The organism is Serratia sp. Tan611 (genome assembly GCF_905188235.1).
In the GTDB taxonomy this organism is placed as follows: Bacteria; Pseudomonadota; Gammaproteobacteria; order Enterobacterales; family Enterobacteriaceae; genus Serratia_B; species Serratia_B rhizosphaerae.
In genome coordinates this window covers 1,266,752-1,288,356 of record NZ_LR994655.1, presented here as the reverse complement: position 1 = coordinate 1,288,356, position 21,605 = coordinate 1,266,752, and the positions used below count along the sequence as shown (strand labels likewise).

Sequence of the window (21,605 nt, the reverse complement as noted above, 5' to 3'; positions counted from 1 at the left end):
CAACAATGATGCCTCGCTCTCCTCCTGACCCGCCCTATGCCGCAAAAGCGCCGATTATTCAGACGTTTTTATACTTTTTTTACAGCCTGCAACGCGATTTTTTCATCTTCTTTCTATCCGCCTTCCTACACTGCCGCTATCAAAAATCGTCACCTGTGGAGGTGTCCCGTGAGTATCAGCGTTATCGCCGGCACGCTGTTGGTTCTGCTGCTGTTGGGCTATCTGGTTTACGCCCTGTTCAACGCGGAGGAGTTCTGATGGCTGCGTCAGCCTTTCTGTTTATCGCCAGCTTCCTGCTGGTTCTGCTGCTTCTGTCACGCCCGCTGGGCTATTTTCTGGCACGCCTGATTGAAGGCGAGCCGCTGCCCGTGCTGCGTCACAGCGAACAGTTTATCCGCGGCTGCAGCGGTAGCCGCGGGGAGGAGATGAACTGGCGCCAGTATGCGCTGGCGATTCTGCTCTTCAACCTGCTCGGCATCATCCTGCTGATGACGCTGCTGATGGGGCAAGGCGCGCTGCCGCTCAACCCGCAGGGCTTCCCGGGGATGTCCTGGCATCTGGCGCTGAACACCGCCGTCAGCTTCGTCACCAATACCAACTGGCAGGCCTACAGCGGTGAAAACACCCTGAGCTATCTCAGCCAGATGGCTGGCCTGACGGTACAGAACTTTCTGTCCGCCGCCAGCGGCATCGCCGTCGCGTTTGCGCTGATCCGCGCGTTCAGCCGCCGTTCCAGCGCCACCATCGGCAACGCCTGGCTGGATATCTGGCGTATTACGCTGTACGTGCTGCTGCCGCTTTCGCTGCTCATCGCGCTGTTTTTTGTCAGCCAGGGCGTGCTGCAGAACCTGTCGCCCTATCTGCATCTGACCACGCTGGAAGGCGGTCAGCAGGTGTTGCCGATGGGGCCGGTGGCGTCTCAGGAAGCAATCAAAATGCTCGGCACCAACGGCGGCGGTTTCTTTGGCGCCAACTCGGCGCACCCGTTCGAAAACCCCACCGCGCTGAGCAATATGGTGCAGATGCTGGCGATCTTCCTGATCCCCAGCGCGCTGTGCTTCGCCTTCGGCCAGGCCGTCGGTGAAAACCGTCAGGGCCATACGCTGCTATGGGCGATGTCGCTGATTTTCGTCGTTGCGGTGGTGGTGGTGATGTACGCCGAACTGGCAGGCAATCCGCACCTGAGCTCCGCCGGCGCCGACAGCATTATCAATATGGAAGGCAAAGAGTCGCGCTTTGGCATCCTCGCCAGCAGCCTGTTCTCGGTAGTCACCACCGCCGCCTCCTGCGGTGCGGTCAACGCCATGCATGATTCCTTTACCGCGCTGGGCGGCATGGTGCCGATGTGGCTGATGCAAATCGGTGAAGTGGTGTTCGGCGGCGTGGGCTCCGGGCTGTACGGCATGCTGCTGTTCGTCCTGCTGACGGTGTTTATCGCCGGCCTGATGATCGGTCGCACGCCGGAGTACCTGGGGAAAAAGATCGACGTCTATGAGATGAAAATGACCGCGCTGGCGATTCTGGTGACGCCGACGCTGGTGCTGTTGGGCAGCGCACTGGCGCTGGCGACCGCTGCCGGGCGCAGCGGCATTCTCAACCCCGGCGCCCACGGGCTGAGCGAAGTGCTGTACGCCTTCTCCTCTGCGGCCAATAACAACGGCAGCGCCTTCGCCGGGCTGAGCGTCAACACCCCGTTCTATAACCTGCTGCTGGCCTTCGCCATGCTGGTCGGCCGCTTCGGCGTGATTCTGCCGGTGCTGGCGATAGCCGGTTCACTGTGCGCCAAAAAACGTCAGCCGGCGGGGAACGGCACTCTGCCAACCTACGGGCCGCTGTTTGTCGGCTTGCTGATCGGCACCGTGCTGCTGGTCGGCGCCCTGACCTTTATCCCTGCGCTGGCGCTGGGCCCGGTGGCCGAGCATTTACACATTTGGCTGGCCCATTAACGGCTTCTTAGAGAGAAATAGTTATGACTCGCAAACAACGCGCGCTATTTGAACCGGCGCTGGTGCGTAACGCGCTGCTGGACGCCGTGAAAAAGCTGAACCCGCGCACCCAATGGCGTAACCCGGTGATGTTCGTGGTATACCTCGGCAGCCTGCTCACCACCCTGATCTGGCTGGGCATGCTGGCCGGCTATAGCAGCGGCGATGCCGCCTTTACCGGCAGCGTGGCGCTGTGGCTGTGGTTTACCGTGCTGTTCGCCAACTTCGCCGAAGCGCTGGCGGAAGGCCGCAGCAAAGCTCAGGCGGAAAGCCTGAAAGGCAGCAAAAAAACCAGCTGGGCCAAGAAACTGGCGCAGCCGCAGCGCGAGGCGGCCCAGGAAAAAGTTGCGGCGCAGAGCCTGCGTAAAGGCGATGTGGTGCTGGTGGAGGCCGGCGACACCATCCCCTGCGACGGCGAAGTGCTGGAAGGCGGCGCATCGGTGGATGAAAGCGCCATCACCGGCGAATCCGCGCCGGTGATCCGCGAATCCGGCGGCGACTTCTCCTCGGTCACCGGCGGCACCCGCGTGCTGTCCGACTGGCTGATCGTCCAGTGCAGCGTCAACCCGGGGGAAACCTTCCTCGACCGGATGATCGCCATGGTCGAAGGCGCCAAACGACGTAAAACGCCGAATGAGGTGGCGCTGACCATTTTGCTGGTAGCGCTGACCATCGTCTTCGTGCTGGCAACCGCTACCCTGCTGCCGTTCTCACACTACAGCGTCACCGCCGCCGGCAGCGGCGCGGTGGTCACCATCACCGTGCTGGTGGCGCTGCTGGTCTGCCTGATCCCCACCACCATCGGCGGTTTGCTGTCGGCGATTGGCGTGGCGGGCATGAGCCGCATGCTCGGCGCCAATGTGATCGCCACCAGCGGCCGGGCGGTGGAGGCCGCCGGCGACGTGGACGTGCTGCTGCTGGACAAAACCGGCACCATCACCCTCGGCAACCGTCAGGCCTCCGAGTTTCTGCCCGCTCCCGGCATCGAAGAGCAACAACTGGCGGACGCCGCGCAGCTGTCATCGCTGGCGGATGAAACGCCGGAAGGCCGCAGCATCGTGGTGCTGGCAAAACAGCGCTTCAACCTGCGCGAACGTGATTTACAGACGCTCAATGCCACCTTTGTGCCCTTCTCGGCGCAGACCCGCATGAGCGGCGTCAATGTACAGCAGCGGGTTATCCGCAAAGGCGCGGTAGACGCCATCCGCCGCCACGTGGAATCCAACAACGGCCATTTCCCGCCGGAGATCGACGCGCTGGTGGAAGGCGTGGCGCACACCGGCGGCACGCCGCTGGTGGTGGCGGAAGACGCGCGGGTGCTGGGCGTGGTGGCGCTGAAGGACATCGTCAAAGGCGGCATCAAAGAACGCTTTGCCGAACTGCGTCGCATGGGGATCAAAACGGTGATGATCACCGGCGACAACCGGCTGACCGCCGCCGCCATCGCCGCCGAGGCTGGGGTGGACGATTTCCTGGCCGAAGCAACGCCGGAAGCCAAACTGGCGCTGATCCGCCAGTATCAGGCGGAAGGCAGGCTGGTGGCGATGACCGGCGACGGCACCAACGATGCGCCAGCGCTGGCGCAGGCCGACGTGGCGGTGGCGATGAACTCCGGCACTCAGGCGGCGAAAGAGGCCGGTAATATGGTCGATCTGGACTCCAACCCGACCAAGCTGATTGAGGTGGTGCATATCGGCAAACAGATGCTGATGACGCGCGGCTCTCTGACCACCTTCAGCATCGCCAACGACGTGGCGAAATATTTCGCCATTATTCCGGCCGCCTTTGCCGCCACTTACCCGCAGTTGAACGCGCTGAATATTATGCATCTGCATTCGCCATCGTCGGCCATTATGTCGGCGGTGATTTTCAACGCGCTGGTGATTGTGTTCCTGATCCCGCTGGCGCTTAAAGGCGTCAGCTACAAAGCCATGAGCGCGGCGGCGCTGCTGCGCCGCAACCTGTGGCTGTACGGGCTGGGCGGCCTGCTGGTGCCGTTCGTCGGCATTAAGCTGATTGACCTGCTGCTGACGCTGCTGCATATCGCCGGTTAACCGTTAAGGAGAAACACCATGTCTTATTTACGTCCTGCGCTGGTGATGCTGATTTTGCTGACGCTGCTCACCGGTATCGCCTATCCGCTGCTGACCACCGGCCTGGCGCAGCTGCTATTTTCCCAGCAGGCCAACGGCTCGCTGCTGTACCATGGCGACAAACTGGCCGGTTCGGCGCTGATCGGCCAGAATTTTACCCAGCCGCGCTATTTCTGGGGCCGCCCTTCCGCCACCGCCGATTCGGCCTATAATGCCGAAGCGTCAGGCGGCAGCAATCTGGCGGCGTCAAACCCGGCGCTGGATAACGCCTTCGCCGAGCGGGCCGCCCTGCTGCGTCAGGCCAACCCGACCATGCGCGGCCCGATCCCGGTCGACCTGCTGACCGCCTCCGGCAGCGGCCTCGACCCGCAGATCTCCGTCGCCGCCGCGCAGTACCAGCTGGCCCGCATCGCCGCCGCCCGCCATCTGCCGCCGGCCCGGGTGGCGCGGTTAATCGCCGAACACAGCGAACGACCCACGCCGGGCTTTCTCGGCACGACCACGGTCAACGTGCTGCAGTTGAATATGGCGCTGGACGCGCTGTAATAAACGCGACAGGCATGTCCCTTTCTGTACGGGTTCGCCGCGGCGAACCCATTTTGCGTTGCCAGACAAGGAGTTTTCATGGTTGATGATGAACAGCAGCGCCCCGATCCGGACAGCCTGCTGGCGGTCGCCAACGAAAAACCTCGCGGCCGTCTGAAAGTATTTTTCGGCGCCTGCGCCGGCGTCGGTAAAACCTACGCCATGCTGCAAGAAGCCCAGAGGCAACGCGCTCTGGGCCTTGACGTTCTGATCGGGGTGGTGGAGACCCACGGCCGCAATGAGACCGCCGCGCTGCTGGACGGGCTGAGCGTGCTGCCGCAAAAACGGATTCAGCACCGCGGCCGCGTGGTGCGTGAGTTCGATCTGGATGCCGCGCTGGCGCGCCATCCGGCGCTGATCCTGATGGATGAACTGGCCCACAGCAACGCCCACGGCTCGCGTCACCCCAAACGCTGGCAGGATGTGGAGGAGCTGCTGGATGCCGGCATCGACGTACTAACCACCGTCAACGTACAGCACCTGGAAAGCCTGAACGACGTAGTCGGCGGCATTACCGGCGTGCGGGTGCGCGAAACCGTGCCCGACCACGTCTTCGATCAGGCCACCGAAGTGGTGCTGGTCGACCTGCCGCCGGACGACCTGCAGCGACGGCTGAATGAGGGCAAGGTCTACCTGCCCGGCCACGCCGAGCGCGCCATTGAGCACTTCTTCCGCAAAGGCAACCTGATCGCCCTGCGCGAGCTGGCGCTGCGCCGCACCGCCGACCGGGTGGACGACCAGATGCGCGCCTTCCGCGATACCCAGGGGCAGGAGAAGGTCTGGCACACCCGCGACAGCATTTTGCTGTGCGTCGGCCACAACAGCGGCAGCGAAAAACTGGTGCGCATTGCCGCCCGTCTGGCGGCGCGGCTCGGCTGCCACTGGCACGCGGTCTATGTGGAAACCCCCAAGCTGCACCGGCTGCCGGAAAGCCGTCGGCGCGCCATTCTGCGCGCGCTGCGTCTGGCGCAGGAACTGGGCGCACAGACCGCCACGCTGGCCGCACCGTCGGAAGAGCGCGCGGTGCTGCGTTACGCCCGTGAACATAATCTGGGTAAAATTATTATCGGCCGGCGCGGTGAACAGCGCTGGAAGTTCCGCAGCAGTTTCGCCGACCGTCTCGGCCAGTTAGGGCCAGACCTCGATCTGGTGATCGTGGCGCTGGAGGATGAGCGCCCGCCGAGCGTGCTGAAAGAACCCGATAACCGCAGCTTCAGCGATAAGTGGCGCATGCAGCTACGCGGCTGCGCGGTGGCGTTCGCGCTGTGCGCGCTGATCACCCTGCTCTCCCAATGGCTGCTGCCGGGATTCGATCAGGCCAACCTGGTGATGGTGTATCTGCTCGGCGTGGTGATTGTCGCGCTGTTTTTCGGCCGCTGGCCGTCGGTGCTGGCGGCGGTGATTAACGTCGCCAGTTTCGATCTGTTCTTTGTCCAGCCGCACTGGTCATTTGCCGTCAGCGATGTGCAGTATCTGCTGACCTTCGCGGTGATGCTGACCGTCGGTATCACCATCGGTAACCTCACCGCCGGCGTGCGTTATCAGGCGCGCGTGGCGCGCTACCGCGAACAGCGGGCGCGACACCTGTATGAAATGTCGCACGGCCTGAGCCAGGCGCTGACCGCCGAAGACGTCGCCAGCACCAGCCGTCACTTCCTTTCCAGCAGTTTTCACGCCAAAACCGTGCTGATACTGCCGCAGGAAGACGGCCAGCTGCGGCAAATGGTCGGCCAGGACGGCGGTCTGCTGTCGGTGGATGAGGCCATCGCCCGCTGGAGCTATGACAAAGGGCAGCCCGCCGGCGCGGGCACCGATACGCTGCCCGGCGTGCCTTACCAACTGCTGCCGCTGAAAACCTCGCAGCACACCTTCGGCCTGCTGGCGATCGAGCCGAACAACCTGCGCCAGCTGATGGTGCCGGAACAGCAGCGGCTGCTGCAAACCTTCAGCGTGCTGATCGCCAGCGCGCTGGAGCGTCAGCAACTGGCGCGCAGCGCCGCTCAGGCGCGGCTGGATACCGAACGCGAGCAGCTGCGCAACTCGCTGCTGGCAGCGCTGTCGCACGATCTGCGCACGCCGCTGACGGTGCTGTTCGGCCAGGCGGAAATTCTTACGCTGGATCTGGCGGCGGAAGGATCCCGGCACGCCCCGCAGGCCAGCCAGATCCGCCAGCAGGTGTTGAGCACCACCCGGCTGGTGAATAATCTGCTGGATATGGCGCGCATTCAGTCCGGCGGTTTTATCCTGCGCAAAGAGTGGCAGTCGCTGGAGGAGATCGTCGGCGCGTCGCTGCATATGCTGGAGCCGATCTTCAACCAGCATGAGGTCAAGGTGGAGCTGCCCGATGAAATGGTGCTGATCAACTGCGATGGTAGTTTATTGGAGCGTGTATTCACCAACCTGTTGGAAAATGCCGATAAATATGCCGGACAGGATGCTATTATCGGTATTCGCGCCCGCACTTTGCCGGAGTGGCTGGAGGTGGAAATCTGGGATAACGGCCCCGGTATTCCCGCCGAGCAAAGGCAGCATATCTTCGACAAATTCTCTCGCGGCGATAAAGAATCCGCCATTCCCGGCGTCGGTCTAGGGCTGGCGATCTGCCGCGCCATTATCGAGCTGCACGGCGGGCGTATTTGGGCGGATAACGGCAGCCACGGCGGCGCCAGCTTCAAGTTTCTGCTGCCGCTGGAAAGCATGCCGGAAATGGACGGCGCAGACTTCGATTTATAACCGAGGACAATGTTGAGCATGACCCCGATTAACATTCTGATCGTGGAAGATGAGAAAGAGATCCGGCGCTTTGTCCGCAGCGCGCTGGAGACGGAAGGACTGCGGGTGTTTGAAAGCGATACGCTGCAGCGGGGTCTGATTGAAGCCGGCACGCGCAAGCCGGACCTGATTATTCTCGATCTGGGGCTGCCCGACGGCGACGGGCTGAGTTTTATCCGCGATCTGCGCCAGTGGAGCAGCATCCCGATCATCGTGCTGTCCGCCCGCCTGGCGGAAGAGGACAAAATCTCCGCGCTGGACGCCGGCGCCGACGACTATCTCAGCAAACCCTTCGGGATCGGTGAGCTGCTGGCGCGGGTGCGGGTGGCGCTGCGCCGCCATGCCGGCAGCCAGCAGGAAAGCCCGCAGGTCAGCTTTGCCGACGTCAGCGTCGATCTGCTTAACCGCCAGGTCACGCGCGGCGGCGAAGAGCTGCATCTGACGCCGATTGAGTTCCGTCTGCTGGCCGAACTGCTGGCCAACGCCGGCAAGGTGCTGACCCAGCGCCAGTTGCTCAGCCACGTCTGGGGGCCGAACTACGTCGAACACAGCCATTACCTGCGCATTTATATGGGGCATCTGCGGCAGAAGCTGGAGGCCGATCCGGCGCGCCCCAAGCATCTGCTAACCGAAACCGGCGTCGGCTACCGCTTTATGCCCTGAGCCGGCTATTCCCCCGCCTGCGGCCCTTTTTTTAGACCGACCATAAACGCTTTGAATGCGTCGCGCAGCGGCGCAAACACCGCATGTTTACGGTTTTCGATCATCACCTCGGAAAACAGTTTCAACCCGACGGCAAAGGCGGCGCTTTTTTCCTTGCCGAAGGCCAAATCCTCCCGCCCCTGGATGCGTTCGACAATCTCCAGAATGTCGTCATGATTTTCCACTTCAAACACCAGCGGCGTCTTTTCTACCGGCGCGCCTTTACGGTCGCTCAGCGCCTCAACGGTAATACGAAAACGGTGTCCCGGCATCAGGCTTGCTCCTCTGCATTGTCATGTGTGGCCACTTCGGCCTCAATACGGCCGAGCGCTTCAAGCAGCGCCTGGTTAATACGCTCAACCTGCTCCTGGGTCAGATCGGCGCGCATCATATTGCCGCGCAGCACGCACCTCAGACGATGCATGGTGTCGGCAATGCCTTCCGCCAGATTCCCTTCGCGGCGAAGGCCGGCACCGGCCAGGCGGGCGAAAATCACGTCTACCGTGGTCTGATGCTGCGCCAGTTCCGCTCTGCCGGCATCCGTGATCCGGTAGTTCTTGCGCCCTTTGCCTGAGGTTTCCGCTTCCAGGAAATCCTGTTCTTCCAGCAGCGTCAGCGTCGGATAGATCACGCCGGGGCTTGGCACATACAGGCCGGAGGAGGCCTCTTCAATCGCCTTGATTAATTCATAGCCGTGGCTCGGTTTGCGCTCAACCAGCGCCAGCAGCACCATACGCAGTTCGCCGTGTTCAAACAGGCGGTGCAGTTTACTGCCGTGGCCGCCCATCGCATGACGCCCGGCGCGATGATGGTGGAAGTGGCGTTCATGCATTTCACCATGACGATCGCAGAAGCGATCCGAACGGAGTCGATGAAACATAATGCTTACCTCTCAGGTTTTTTTAGATATATCGAATCAAGTCCGATATATCTAATCTAGATCGATATATCTAAATCGGCAAGGAAAATATCGTGGTTAGATATATCTAAATTACGGGCATAAAAAAAGCGCTGTAAAAACAGCGCTTTTTTCTATTACTGCGGGGGATTATTTTGCGGAGGACAGCACTTCGCTGACGATCTCCACCGCTTCCTGCTCGATTTTCTGGCGGTGTTCCGCCCCGAGGAAGCTCTCGCAATAGATTTTGTAGGCCTCTTCCGTACCGGATGGACGCGCCGCAAACCAGCCGTTGTCGGTCATCACCTTCAGGCCGCCGATCGACGCGCCGTTGCCCGGTGCTGCGGTCAGACGTGCGGTGATGACATCGCCGCCCAGCGTGTCGGCCTGCACCATCTCTGGAGACAGCTTGGACAGCGCCGCTTTCTGCGCGTGGCTCGCCGGCGCCTGCAGACGGTTGTAGCTTGGCGCGCCGAAGCGGGCCGCCAGCAGGTCATAATGACGCTGCGGGTTCTCACCGCTCACCGCGGTAATTTCCGCCGCCAGCAGGCACATAATGATGCCGTCTTTGTCGGTAGACCACGGCTTGCCGTCGAAACGCAGGAAGGACGCGCCAGCGCTCTCTTCGCCGCCGAAGCCGAAGCTGCCGTCGTACAGACCGTCAACGAACCATTTGAAGCCGACCGGCACTTCCACCAGTTTGCGGCCCAAATCGGCCACCACGCGGTCAATCATCGCGCTGGACACCAGCGTTTTACCGACGGCAACGTCGGCGCCCCACTGCGGACGGTGCTGGAACAGGTAGTTGATCGCCACCGCCAGATAGTGATTCGGGTTCATCAAGCCAGCCGGCGTCACGATGCCGTGGCGGTCGTAGTCCGGGTCATTGGCAAACGCCAGATCGAACTTGTCGCGCAGCGCCAGCAGACCCGCCATTGCCGATTCGGAGGAGCAGTCCATGCGAATCACGCCGTCGTGGTCCAGGCTCATAAAGCGGAAGGTCTGATCGACGGCGTCGTTCACCAGCGTCAGGTCCAGCTTGTAATGCTCGGCGATACGCTGCCAGTAAGCGATGCCGGAGCCGCCGAGCGGATCGACGCCCAGCTTCAGGCCGGCATTCTGAATGGCCGGCATATCAACGACGTCCACCAGCCCTTCAACATACGGCTGCACCAGATCCTGCGCGTGCAGATGACCGCCGTTCCAGGCCTTCTCCAGCGACTGACGCTGTACGCCCTGCAGTTTGGCGCTCAGCAGTTCGTTGGCGCGTTTTTCAATCACCGAGGTCAGATTGGTGTCGGCCGGGCCGCCGTTAGGCGGGTTGTATTTGATGCCGCCATCTTCCGGTGGGTTGTGGGAAGGCGTGATAACGATGCCGTCCGCCTGCGCGCCGCCTTTGCTGTTGTAGCTCAGGATGGCGTTGGAAATCGCCGGCGTTGGCGTGTAGCCGTTGTTCTCCTGGACGATAACATCCACGCCGTTGGCGGTCAGCACTTCCAGCACCGAGATAAATGCCGGTTCAGACAGGGCGTGCGTATCCTTACCCACGTAGCACGGGCCGGTGATGCCCTGCTGGCGACGCACTTCGGCAATCGCCTGAGCGATCGCCAGAATGTGCGCTTCATTAAAACTGTGGCGCTGGGCGCTGCCACGGTGACCGGATGTGCCGAATTTCACCGCATGGGCGGCATTGCCGGCTTCCGGCTGCAGCACATAATACTGCGACGTCAGCTGCGCCACGTTAATCAGATCGCTTTGCTGAGCCGGTTGCCCGGCACGTGGATGGTTCGCCATCAACATCTCTCCCTTTCTCTTCTCGGGAGCCAGGCGCAATGACGCCGCGGCCGCCGAGACGAGCAGTTCGCTAAATCAAATAGTCCCGCAAACCTTTTCTGTCAGCTCCGTCGGGAACTGCATAGCCAGCATGATGTGCTCGATCATGCTGCGTTTACGGCCGGTATTGGTATTGGTGATCACCCAGTAAGGCGTACCCGGAACGTGTTTCGGTTTGGTGTGCGTTCCATTTGCCAGCAGCGTTTGCTGATCGCCGGCAAAATAGGTGCGGGTACGGCCATGCAACGCGTCGGTCGCCATGGCGAAACCGGCCGCATCCAGGGTGTACAGCGTAGAAAGTACCAGCATAAAGCGATTTACGGCTTTGTTCTGCTCGGCGTATTCATCCGACAGCAGCAGTTCGCGCATGGCGCGTACGCGATCGCGCGGGCGTGGCGCCGCCGCTTTTTCCGGCTCCTGACCCTGGGCCACTACGCTTGCGCTACGCACAGGTTGCCCTGCGGAAAACTTCAACATACGCCGTAAAATATCGGACGCACTTTCCCCGATATGTTGCGTGTGGCTGGCAATATAACGGTAAAGTTCTTCGTCGACTTCAATAGTTTTCATCTTTATCCAGTACTGTGTTTTCTACTTAAAGCCCGAAGCCAGGTTCTGTCTTCAAGCCGAGGGATTATAAAGTTAAAAGCGTGGGGGCAGACACAACAAAGTGCCGTTCTCAGGCAAAAGCAGACTATTACCTATATCCCCGTCATTTTTTATCCTGCCCTCGCCGGCCGGCGCGCGGGAAATACGGTGGATAACGGGATGCGTCAGCACTGCCAATCCATCACCTTTGCAGATAATGAGTATGATACCCTATCAGAACCTCTCAAGATCATGAACTTCGCGATGAAATTACATTATCAATTGCTGGCCGCACAGTCGGAGAACGCCGATACCCTTCCTATCCTGCTGATCCACGGCCTGTTCGGCAATCTCGACAACCTCGGGGTGCTGGCGCGCGACTTAAATCAGCAACACAGCGTCATCAAAGTGGATCTGCGCAACCACGGCCTGTCGCCGCACTCTGACGAGATGAGCTACGCGGCGATGGCGCAGGATCTGCTGACGCTGCTGGACGACCTCCGGATTGAGCGCACCATCGTTATCGGCCATTCCATGGGCGGCAAGGCCGCCATGGCGCTGACCGCGCTGGCGCCGGAGCGCATCGAACGCCTGGTGGCGATCGACATTGCGCCGGTGGACTACCAAACCCGCCGCCATGACGAAATCTTCGCCGCCCTGACAGCGGTCAGCGACGCCGGCATCACCCAGCGCCAACAGGCGGCGCAGCTGATGCGCGACTATCTGGATGAAGAAGGCGTGATTCAGTTCCTGCTGAAATCCTTTCATCAGGGAGAGTGGCGCTTCAACCTGCCGGTGCTGATTGCCAACTACGCGGCGATCATCGGCTGGCACGACGTGCCCGCCTGGCCTCATCCGATTCTGTTTATCCGCGGCGGGCTATCGCCATATGTGCAAAACAGCTACCGTGACGCTATTGCGCGCCAGTTCCCACAGGCGCGCGCCTATGAGGTGGCCGGCAGCGGACACTGGGTGCACGCGGAAAAACCGCAGGCCGTACTGCGCGCGATTCACCGCTTTTTAGCCGAACCATAACGCAGGTGGTGAAAAAACGCGCTAAAGATAACGGCTTAGCGCGTTTGCGCCTCAGTTAGGCATTGTCGTTGCGACGCCAGCTGGGGTAAGATGGCGCGCTATAATTTTTGCCGCCATCCTCAGCGTGCTGTCCGGCGCCAGATTGGTGGCAAAGTTGGCTTAGGTTGTAATGACCTGAACGGTATTAACCACAGCGTCCGGAAGCATATCATCGCTTTTTGATGCTAATTCCCTTGCAGTACCGCTACCTATGGCAAAAGAACAAACGGATCGCACGACGCTGGATCTGTTCGCAGATGAACGCCGTCCGGGGCGCCCGAAAACCAACCCGTTATCCCGTGATGAACAGCTTAGAATCAATAAGCGTAATCAGTTACGGCGCGATAAAGTACGCGGGTTACGGCGTGTGGAACTGAAAATCAACGCGGATGCGGTGGAAGCGCTGAACAAGCTGGCCGAACAACGCAACATCAGCCGCAGCGAACTGATCGAGCAAATGCTGCTGGCGCAGCTGGCGGACGAACAGCCGTCGTCGTGAACGCGGCGCGGGGATAGCGCCTGCTTAACGCCGCCTTACTTTCCGGCATCGCATGAACGCGATAAAACCCCGGAACAAATTTCTGGCATGATAGGCATTTACCGGTGGGACCCTGGTCTCTACCATGACGCCACTTTACAACGATACCGATGCGATCAGCAGGCGAAACGTATTGTAATTTATTGAATTGAAAGGTTATACGCAATATGGCTAACGTAGGCATTTTCTTTGGCAGCGACACGGGCAATACTGAAAACATTGCCAAGATGATTCAAAAGCTCCTTCGCAAAGATTTCGGCGATGATGTTGCTGAGATTCACGACATCGCCAAAAGCAGCAAAGAAGATCTGGACGCATTCGACATTTTGCTGCTGGGCATCCCGACCTGGTACTACGGTGAAGCACAATGTGACTGGGACGACTTTTTCCCGACGCTGGAAGAAATAGACTTCAACGGGAAACTGGTTGCGCTGTTCGGCTGCGGCGATCAGGAAGACTACGCCGAGTACTTCTGCGACGCGATGGGCACCATCCGCGATATTATCGAACCACGCGGCGCCGCCATCGTCGGCCACTGGCCGACCAAAGGCTACCATTTCGAAGCCTCCAAGGGCCTGGCGGACGACGACAACTTTATCGGCTTGGCCATTGATGAAGACCGCCAGCCGGAGCTGACCAACGAACGCGTGGAAGCCTGGGTCAAACAGATCGTCGAAGAGCTGAGCCTGGCCGATATCATCGGCTGATGCCATTTCGCGATGCAAGGCCCTGCAGACCGACAGGGCCGTTATCGGCATCACGGATTGAAGCAATAGAAGCTACATATTAGTAACTTCCCTCCCCGTCACGGTAGACTTTGGCTCCGTTTATCCCATTCATCAAGATGTTGCACGCGCAACATGTAACGGCGCAGTAGGCTTTTGTTAACAACCGGCGGTTTCCATTTAGGGCAACCGGTTCTATAATGAGACGCTATTAACGCTTTGTGCCGACCGATGCCACAGGCAACAATGCCTCAACTGATTAGCATAGTAACAGGACTGAATCCGCATGACTGACAACAACACCGCATTGAAGAAGGCCGGCTTAAAAGTCACGCTTCCGCGACTCAAAATCCTGGAAGTGCTGCAAGATCCGGCTTGCCATCATGTCAGTGCGGAAGATTTGTATAAGAAACTGATCGACATGGGCGAAGAAATTGGTCTGGCGACGGTTTACCGCGTACTGAACCAGTTCGACGACGCCGGTATCGTCACGCGCCATAACTTCGAAGGCGGCAAGTCAGTATTCGAACTGACCCAACAGCATCACCACGATCACCTGATCTGCCTGGACTGCGGAAAAGTGATCGAGTTCAGCGATGAGTCTATCGAACAACGTCAGCGCGATATCGCCAAACAGCACGGCATCAAACTCACCAACCACAGCCTGTACCTGTACGGCCACTGTGCCAGCGGTGACTGCCGTGAAAACGATACGCTGCATAACAAAAAATAAGTCTGGCCTGCCAGCGTAAACAGGAACCGCCGCACGGCGGTTTTTTTATGCCTGCCGTTCGTGGGTGAGCTGCGGCGCCCACCGTTATACCGCTCGGGCGCCGCAGACGTTGACTTAAGCCGCTACCGGCTCCGCGCGGCTAAAGCGCTTGCCATCCGGGCTTGCCGAACGAATCTGCACTTCGCCCTGCACCGCCGGCCTGGCGGCATCATCATAACGCTGCCAACGCTGACCGCCGTCGGTCGAATATTCGATCGTCAAGCCCGGCAGCGCAATATTGGCCTCCAGCCTGCCGCCGACAATACGGGCGCCCGGCACCGGCAGACGGTAACTGATTCCGCCCGCATCCAGCTTGGCCAGTTCGCGCTGCCCCAGAATATTGGCAAAAATCAGCCACTCCTGCGCCAGCTTTTTGGTATCGACAAACTGCGTTTCACCGCCCTTATATTCGCGGCCCGCCTGATAGTCCAGTTCCCACTCGGCACGGTGCCAGGCGCGTTCGGCCACCGACAGCGCACGCGGGAAGATCATATACTCCATCTGCGGATCGGTGCGCACCACCTCGCTCCACAGCTGGGCGGACAGGCCATACGCTCCCGGCCATGGCTTATCGCTCTTGGCGGTAAAGGCATTGCCGTCGCGGTCAACCGAGGTTTCGGCGTTTTGCGGCATATTGTCCGGTGCGAAGCTGAAGATTTTACGCTCATCGCTGAAGCGGGTGCCCCAGTAATAGCCGCTGTCGTTTGGGTTCACTTCATACGGGAAGTCCAGGTAGACATAGTCCGGGTTGGAAACCACCACTTCATAGCCCTTGTTGGCCCAGTCGTTCACCGAGTCAAAACCGCCCCAGTACAGGGTATCCCAGAAGTTGACGCCCACGCGCGAGGTGGCGAACGCTTTGGCGTCCTTGGCATCTTTCAGGCCATCCTGCCAGGCCTGCATCCGATCGATGCCGTGCGCCTTCACCAGCTTGCTGACTTCCTGACCGAAGTAGCTCGGCAGATGTGCCATATCCGCCACTTTGCCGCTGTCGATAAGCCGTTGGCAGGCCTGTGACTTCGCCCATGGCTTGTCTTCTTTGCTCAGGTCAAGCATGCCCTTGCCCGCTTCCGGCTTCTTCACATCGGTATAGCCGGCGCCCAGCCGGATGTTTTTCGCCTCGTCGCCGCCAAAGTGCCAGGTGCCGATCGGCTGTCCCGCCTCCTGATGCATCTTGGCTATTTCACCCATCACCTTGTCAACAAAGCGGGTGGAAGAGTCCAGACATGGATTCAGGTAGCTCTGGCGGTTGAAGAACTGCACCGAGGTGGTGTTCGAGGTATCGGTCGGATCCACCAGCCGGTACTCCTGCGCTTCTTGCTGTTTGCCCTGCGCATGCAGTTTCTTGTAACGCGCCTCCATGGCGATCACCGCCGCGCGGGCATGCGCCGGCATGTCGATTTCCGGAATCACCTCAATATGGCGCGCCTGCGCATAGTTGAGAATGTCGATGTAATCCTGACGCGAGAAGAAACCGCCGTACACATCCGGCCCCTGACCGTACTGCGGCAGCAGACAGGTGGTTTCGCTCAGGTCATGGCAGCGCTGTCCGCCAACCTCCGTCAGCTCCGGCAGGCCGGGGATTTCAATACGCCAGCCCTCATCGTCGGTCAGGTGGAAATGGAATTTATTCAGCTTATAGGCCGCCATTTGATCCAGCAGGCGCAGCACCGCATCTTTATGGTGGAAGTTACGCGCCACGTCGAGGAACAGGCCGCGATAGGCAAAGCGCGGCGCGTCGCGCGCCTCCAGCGTGGCAATCTTTTTATCGCCGTGCAGCGGGATCAACGACAGAATTGACTGCAGGCCGTAGAACACCCCGCTCTGATCAAAACCGGTAACCCGCGCTTCTTTCTCGCCCAGCGTCAGCGTATAGGCGCCGGATTGCGTCATTTCTCCGCTGAACGACGCCGGATTTACCTCAGTCTTTATCGGGTAGCCCGCCGCCGCGCTCGCCACGCCAAGCTGTGCAAAACGATCGCGCACCACGTTCGCCGTCGCCTGATCCAAGGCGCCAAGCGCCAGCGCCACGCCGTTGCCAAGATCGATATCCTGCGCATGGACCTGCACCGACACCGGCGTCGGGATGATCTGGCCACGCAGCGAGGCGGCCGGCAACGTCTGCAGGTCCGCGTTACGCGTAAAGCGCGAGGCCGGCGTCATCAGCACGTTTTTATCCTCTTTGGTGCGCTTCCATTGATCGCCAGTAAACGGCGCCACGAACCGATCCAGATCCTCGGTATCGGTGTTGGTCAGCACTTTCGGCTTGGCATCGCCGGAAGTCGCATACCAGCGCGGCAGGAAATCCGTCTTAAACAGCTGCCAGTATTCGGCCACGATGGGAATTTCCACCGCCTGGTTGGCCGGGAAGCCCCGGAACGCGTCGGTCGGCTCCAGCCTGTACAGATCGCCGGTCAGGTGAGTGATGCGGAACTGTTGGTTGCCCACCTCCAGCGTCTGCCGCGGGCTGTGGAAATAGATCGCCCAATCTTTGGCGGTAATCGCCTGGCCGTCGTTGGCCAACGTGATCATCACCTTGTTGCAGGCCGCCCAGTCGGCGCCCAGCCTGGCGCAATCCACGCCGCTGTCGGCCGCGCGGTTGTCCAGCATTTTGATATTCAGCTTCAGCTGGCTGAGGCGATCCACCAGCGGTTGATCCGCCATGGCGTTGCCGATCGCGCCGAACATGCCGGCGGTCGCCGCCAGTACGGCCAGGGCACTCAGTTTAAATCTGTTCATCTTCAGACTCCTTGGTCATCGTGATTATTCGCCCGAATTTCTTGCCACAGCTTGCCGCAGCGCTCGTGATACGCCTGGCCGTCGCCGCTGTGCAGCGCCTGAATGCATTTTTGGTAATCCATCACGCGTACCGTTTCCTGTTCAGCAAACGGCTGGTGCCGTTGCTCTTGCCGCAAGACATCCAGCACCGCCTGGCAGGACTGCAATTTTTCCGGCGAGCCTTCTGCGGTATTGATGCAGGCGGCGTATGCCTGCCGTAAGCGGCCGTCTTCCGGCGCCGCCTGCGGCTGTACGCAGCCCGCCAACCCTACCGTCACGGTTACCGCCAACATGCGTTTTTTCATGAAACTGTCCCCTGTCATCCCGCCCCGGCCGCAAAGCCAAGGCAGCGATTAAAAAATGGTGAACGGTGCGATAACCATAAATTTGACGTCACGCTCATCCTGGAAGATGTTGCCGTAGCCGCCGCCCCAGCTCGGAATATCGGAGTGGTTGTCATACTGCGTGAAGTGCAGCTTGAATAACGAGCCTTTGGCGCGCCCTTCCTGCACGGTGTACATCGCATCCAGACTGTAGGCGCTCTCTTTCAGACGCTGGTTCTGATCGTAAATCGGGTTAGTGCTCGGTTTGGCGTCCCAGGCGTAGACGTAAGAGCCGCCGACCGCCCAGCCCGGCAGGTTCCATTTGCTCAGGTCGTACATCACTCCGGCGTAGAGCGCTTTCTCGCCGTTGGCGTTAAAGTCGGAACGGTTGTCCCACCACACATCCAGGCGGCCGTTCGAGGAGGCATAGGTCGGCGTCATACGCTGCAGGAAGTAGCCCTGGTTACCTTCGGCCTTGACCATGGTGCCTTCCAGACGCCAGGTAAACTGGCCGGTGGTATAGCCGAAGGTCAGCGCCTGCAGCCAGGCCAGCCCGTCGTAAATGCTGTTAGGATCCTGTTTGTCGCTGATGCGGTCTTCAGCGCCATAGAATTGATAGCTGGTGGTGAGCGGGTTGCCGAACAGTTCAAATTGATAGGCAGCCTTGGCGAAATATTGGTTCACATAGCCTTGCGCCTGACCAAAGGCCGCTTCCAGCACCAGATCGTTTTTGAAATCATATTTGGCGCCAATAGAGTGCAGATAGGAAACCGACGTTTTCCTGTCATTCTGGCGGAAGTCATCCATCTCAATATGCCATGGCGCCTTATATTTATCGGTCCACATATAAGAGAAGCTGAGGGCGCCGGCATCACCGTAGTCGAAATTGGCGCCGGCCTCCGCGCCGCGATAGGTGCCCGGTAAAAAGCTCCAGTGCGGTGCCAGCAGCGTTTGGCCGCTGGGTTGGATATAACCGGCGCGCGCCCAGAGCGGACCATATTTGAGTTTGGCGGCGGCTTTGTACAGGCTCACCCCGCCCTTATCACCCTGATACGTTTCGTCATAGGTGCGGTTGCTGCTGGAGAACGCGATTTCGTTCGGGTGGCCGCTGTCTTTGCTTTCCGCAATTTCAATCGCGCTGAAGGCGGCAATATCCAGACCCAGCATGTCCCAGGCATAGCCGGAACTGAAATCCAGACTCAGGTTGGCGGTTGCATGCGACAGATTGGTGGTATAGCTGTTGTAATCGGGGTTATTGACCGTGACGCTGCTGCCGTCCGGCCTGGTCATCTCTTTGGTTTTATTTAAATCTTTACGATCGCGTTCGCGCTGCCAGTAATACACGCCGCCGCTTAGCGTGGAATCCTCGATAAACCCTGCTGCCTGCGCTGCCGGGGGCATCGCCAGCCCTGTCCCCAACAGCGCGCCCGCGACAGCAAGCGTCAGCGTATTACGCCGAACACCGTGCGTAGCCATAATGAAATTCCTCTTTGACATAAAAAGCGCGGCCGCCGCTGCCCATCACTGCCTCGAACGACCGCTAATAAAAAACCCGAAATGGGTAAAAAGTTTTTGCCGTCGGAAAACCCCACAGCATTTATTGCTAATCACAGACTATTTTTCGCGACGCGAATTATCAAATGGAAAATACAATAAGTTTGTCAAAGTATGACAAGGAGCACATATTGATGAGGATTTGTTACTCAGTGAAAAAATAGCGAGGGATGATACAAAAACACAATAAAATCAAAAATAAAAATAGATATTCGACAAACAGTCGGCTAGTTGAATGGTTTCAGCGTTGGCAAGATCACAAAACAACCAAGATCAGAGAGCGCTCTCTTATTTTTATTATTTTTCATCACGAATATATAAATTTATTTTACATCTAACAAAGAAAATGCGACGAATAAAAAATAGCAGGCGCTGTTTGCGCCTGAGGGGTACTGTAAAAAATAAAACGACGCGCAATTACTGTAATAATATTAATGTATCGGCGGAAAAAGCAAAAAAAAGCGCAACCGAAGTTGCGCTTTAATCAGCGAGATGGCCGTAATAGCGGTTTACGCGCCCGCTTTCGCCCAGGTGTCGCGCAGGCCCACGGTGCGGTTAAACACCAGATGCTCAGCCGAAGAGTCGCGGCTGTCGGCACAGAAATAGCCTTCGCGTTCAAACTGGTAAGCGTGCTCAGGCTGCGCCTGCGCCAGGCTTGGCTCCACAAAGCCCTGCTTGACCACCAGCGACTCAGGGTTAACGGTAGCCAGGAAATCTTCCGCCGCCCCCGGGTTTGCCACGCTGAATAGGCGGTCATACAGGCGGATTTCCGCCGGCACGGCATGCGCCGCCGACACCCAGTGAATGACGCCCTTCACCTTACGGCCGTCGGCCGGATCCTTGCTCAGCGTCTCTGCATCGTAGCTGCAGAAGATGGTGGTGATGTCGCCGGCATCGTTTTTCTCAACGCGCTCTGCCTTGATGACATAGGCATTACGCAGGCGTACTTCCTTGCCCAATACCAGACGCTTGTACTGCTTGTTGGCTTCTTCACGGAAGTCAGCGCGGTCTATATACACTTCGCGGCTGAACGGCACTTCGCGGCTGCCCATTTCCGGCTTGTTCGGATGGTTAGGCATGGTCACCGTTTCCACCTGATCCGCCGGCAGGTTCTCGATCACCACTTTAACCGGATCCAGCACCGCCATGGCGCGCGGCGCATTCTCGTTCAGATCGTCGCGGATGCATGACTCCAACGCCATCATTTCAACGTTGTTGTCCTGCTTGGTCACGCCGATACGCTGACAGAATTCGCGGATAGAGGCGGCGGTATAGCCGCGGCGGCGCAGACCGGACACGGTCGGCATGCGCGGATCGTCCCAGCCTTCCACGATCTTCTCGGTCACCAGCTGGTTCAGCTTGCGCTTCGACATGATGGCGTACTCAAGGTTGAGACGCGAGAACTCGTACTGACGCGGGTGGCAAGGAATGGTGATGTTATCCAGCACCCAGTCATACAGACGGCGGTTATCCTGGAACTCCAGCGTACACAGCGAGTGAGTAATGCCTTCCAGCGCATCGGAAATGCAGTGGGTGAAGTCGTACATCGGATAGATGCACCACTTGTTGCCGGTCTGGTGGTGTTCGGCAAACTTGATCCGATACAGCACCGGGTCGCGCATCACGATAAACGGCGAGGCCATATCAATTTTGGCGCGCAGGCAGGCGGTGCCCTCGGCAAACTCGCCGTTACGCATTTTTTCGAACAGCGCCAGGTTCTCTTCCACCGTACGATCGCGGTACGGGCTGTTTTTGCCCGGCGCGGTCAGGGTGCCGCGATATTCGCGGATTTGCTCCGGCGTCAGTTCATCAACGTAGGCCAGGCCTTTGCCGATCAATTCAACGGCATACTGGTGCAGCTGGTCGAAATAGTCAGAGGAGTAACGAACGTTGCCGCTCCATTGGAAACCCAGCCACTCTACGTCATGCTTGATGGAGTCAACAAACTCGAGATCTTCCTTCACCGGGTTGGTATCGTCAAAACGCAGGTTGCACTGCCCCTGGTAATCCTTGGCGATGCCAAAGTTCAGGCAGATGGATTTCGCATGGCCGATATGCAGATAGCCATTAGGTTCAGGCGGGAAGCGGGTATGAACCGTCGAGTGCTTCCCTGACGCCAGATCTTCATCGATGATCTGACGGATAAAATTGGTTGGGCGGGCTTCAGCCTCACTCATTTCACTATTCCTCAAATGCAAAGTGCTTCACATAACCGCCTATGATCCAACAAGCCACGCTTGGAAACAACCGTTAGTTTCAGCAAAAAAGATGATAACTGCCCCATCATGCGCCATTGCACCGGGAAAGTGCAACTGGTCCCCCGCCGCCCAATAAAAAAGCGGGAAGAGATTGCTCTCTTCCCGCCAAACGTCGGGTGCGTCCCGT

General features: G+C 59.1%; 18 protein-coding genes. 10 read left to right on the top strand and 8 right to left on the bottom strand.

The window, feature by feature from the left end; translation table 11 throughout:
• The first annotated feature begins 168 nt into the window (after positions 1 to 168).
• The 6 genes from TAN611_RS06050 (at position 169) to kdpE (ending at position 8,098) form a co-directional block, all read left to right on the top strand.
• Positions 169 to 258 carry a K(+)-transporting ATPase subunit F gene (locus TAN611_RS06050; RefSeq protein WP_105230143.1) on the top strand — a complete coding sequence of 30 codons (90 nt, stop codon included), beginning with the start codon at positions 169 to 171 and terminating at the stop codon, positions 256 to 258.
• Positions 258 to 1,946, top strand: coding sequence for a potassium-transporting ATPase subunit KdpA (gene kdpA / locus TAN611_RS06045; protein ID WP_203067391.1), 1,689 nt, complete (start codon positions 258 to 260; stop codon positions 1,944 to 1,946). Before TAN611_RS06050 ends, kdpA begins: the two co-directional genes overlap by 1 nt.
• Before the next feature lie 23 nt (positions 1,947 to 1,969).
• Positions 1,970 to 4,039, top strand: a complete 2,070-nt coding sequence (gene kdpB / locus TAN611_RS06040) for a potassium-transporting ATPase subunit KdpB (RefSeq protein ID WP_105230141.1) — start codon at positions 1,970 to 1,972, stop codon at positions 4,037 to 4,039.
• A gap of 18 nt (positions 4,040 to 4,057) precedes the next feature.
• Positions 4,058 to 4,624 (top strand): potassium-transporting ATPase subunit KdpC, encoded by a 567-nt coding sequence (gene kdpC / locus TAN611_RS06035; RefSeq protein ID WP_203067390.1) that lies wholly within the window; start codon positions 4,058 to 4,060, stop codon positions 4,622 to 4,624.
• A gap of 78 nt (positions 4,625 to 4,702) precedes the next feature.
• Positions 4,703 to 7,396: a two-component system sensor histidine kinase KdpD gene (gene kdpD, locus TAN611_RS06030; RefSeq protein ID WP_203067389.1), complete on the top strand. Its 2,694-nt coding sequence runs from the start codon at positions 4,703 to 4,705 to the stop codon at positions 7,394 to 7,396.
• A 12-nt stretch (positions 7,397 to 7,408) separates the two neighbouring features.
• On the top strand, positions 7,409 to 8,098 hold the full coding sequence (kdpE, locus tag TAN611_RS06025; RefSeq protein WP_105233227.1) for a two-component system response regulator KdpE: 690 nt from the start codon (positions 7,409 to 7,411) through the stop codon (positions 8,096 to 8,098).
• 5 nt (positions 8,099 to 8,103) lie between these two features.
• On the opposite strand, the gene TAN611_RS06020 is transcribed toward kdpE, so the two are convergent.
• The 4 genes from TAN611_RS06020 to seqA form a co-directional block, all read right to left on the bottom strand.
• The gene (locus TAN611_RS06020) at positions 8,104 to 8,409 is read right to left on the bottom strand and encodes a DUF3861 domain-containing protein (RefSeq protein WP_105230138.1); all 306 of its coding nucleotides are present in this window, start codon (positions 8,407 to 8,409) and stop codon (positions 8,104 to 8,106) included.
• Positions 8,409 to 9,017 carry a PadR family transcriptional regulator gene (locus TAN611_RS06015; protein ID WP_111737583.1) on the bottom strand — a complete coding sequence of 203 codons (609 nt, stop codon included), beginning with the start codon at positions 9,015 to 9,017 and terminating at the stop codon, positions 8,409 to 8,411. The genes TAN611_RS06020 and TAN611_RS06015 overlap by 1 nt, the downstream gene beginning before the upstream one ends.
• 168 nt (positions 9,018 to 9,185) lie before the next feature.
• Positions 9,186 to 10,829 carry a phosphoglucomutase (alpha-D-glucose-1,6-bisphosphate-dependent) gene (gene pgm / locus TAN611_RS06010; protein WP_203067388.1) on the bottom strand — a complete coding sequence of 548 codons (1,644 nt, stop codon included), beginning with the start codon at positions 10,827 to 10,829 and terminating at the stop codon, positions 9,186 to 9,188.
• Positions 10,830 to 10,904: 75 nt separating this feature from the next.
• Positions 10,905 to 11,438 carry a replication initiation negative regulator SeqA gene (gene seqA, locus TAN611_RS06005; protein ID WP_105230135.1) on the bottom strand — a complete coding sequence of 178 codons (534 nt, stop codon included), beginning with the start codon at positions 11,436 to 11,438 and terminating at the stop codon, positions 10,905 to 10,907.
• Between the two features lie 270 nt (positions 11,439 to 11,708).
• On the opposite strand from seqA, the gene ybfF reads away from it, so the two are divergent.
• From ybfF to fur, 4 genes are all read left to right on the top strand, one after another.
• Positions 11,709 to 12,491 carry an esterase gene (gene ybfF / locus TAN611_RS06000; RefSeq protein WP_203067387.1) on the top strand — a complete coding sequence of 261 codons (783 nt, stop codon included), beginning with the start codon at positions 11,709 to 11,711 and terminating at the stop codon, positions 12,489 to 12,491.
• A gap of 250 nt (positions 12,492 to 12,741) precedes the next feature.
• Positions 12,742 to 13,029 (top strand): LexA regulated protein, encoded by a 288-nt coding sequence (ybfE, locus tag TAN611_RS05995; protein ID WP_105230133.1) that lies wholly within the window; start codon positions 12,742 to 12,744, stop codon positions 13,027 to 13,029.
• A 206-nt stretch (positions 13,030 to 13,235) separates the two neighbouring features.
• Positions 13,236 to 13,775: a flavodoxin FldA gene (gene fldA / locus TAN611_RS05990; RefSeq protein ID WP_105230132.1), complete on the top strand. Its 540-nt coding sequence runs from the start codon at positions 13,236 to 13,238 to the stop codon at positions 13,773 to 13,775.
• Between the two features lie 304 nt (positions 13,776 to 14,079).
• The gene (fur, locus tag TAN611_RS05985) at positions 14,080 to 14,526 is read left to right on the top strand and encodes a ferric iron uptake transcriptional regulator (RefSeq protein WP_105230131.1); all 447 of its coding nucleotides are present in this window, start codon (positions 14,080 to 14,082) and stop codon (positions 14,524 to 14,526) included.
• Positions 14,527 to 14,640: 114 nt separating this feature from the next.
• Here fur and TAN611_RS05980 read toward each other — a convergent pair whose 3' ends face one another.
• The 4 genes from TAN611_RS05980 to glnS all read right to left on the bottom strand — a co-directional run bounded on the left by TAN611_RS05980 (position 14,641) and on the right by glnS (position 21,397).
• Positions 14,641 to 17,304, bottom strand: a complete 2,664-nt coding sequence (locus TAN611_RS05980) for a family 20 glycosylhydrolase (protein WP_203067386.1) — start codon at positions 17,302 to 17,304, stop codon at positions 14,641 to 14,643.
• 2 nt (positions 17,305 to 17,306) lie between these two features.
• On the bottom strand, positions 17,307 to 17,648 hold the full coding sequence (chiQ, locus tag TAN611_RS05975) for a ChiQ/YbfN family lipoprotein (RefSeq protein WP_111737587.1): 342 nt from the start codon (positions 17,646 to 17,648) through the stop codon (positions 17,307 to 17,309).
• A gap of 48 nt (positions 17,649 to 17,696) precedes the next feature.
• Positions 17,697 to 19,142, bottom strand: a complete 1,446-nt coding sequence (locus TAN611_RS05970) for an OprD family outer membrane porin (protein WP_203067385.1) — start codon at positions 19,140 to 19,142, stop codon at positions 17,697 to 17,699.
• A 587-nt stretch (positions 19,143 to 19,729) separates the two neighbouring features.
• Entirely contained in the window at positions 19,730 to 21,397 is a 1,668-nt protein-coding gene (gene glnS, locus TAN611_RS05965) for a glutamine--tRNA ligase (RefSeq protein ID WP_105230127.1), read from the bottom strand.
• Positions 21,398 to 21,605: the final 208 nt, after the last annotated feature.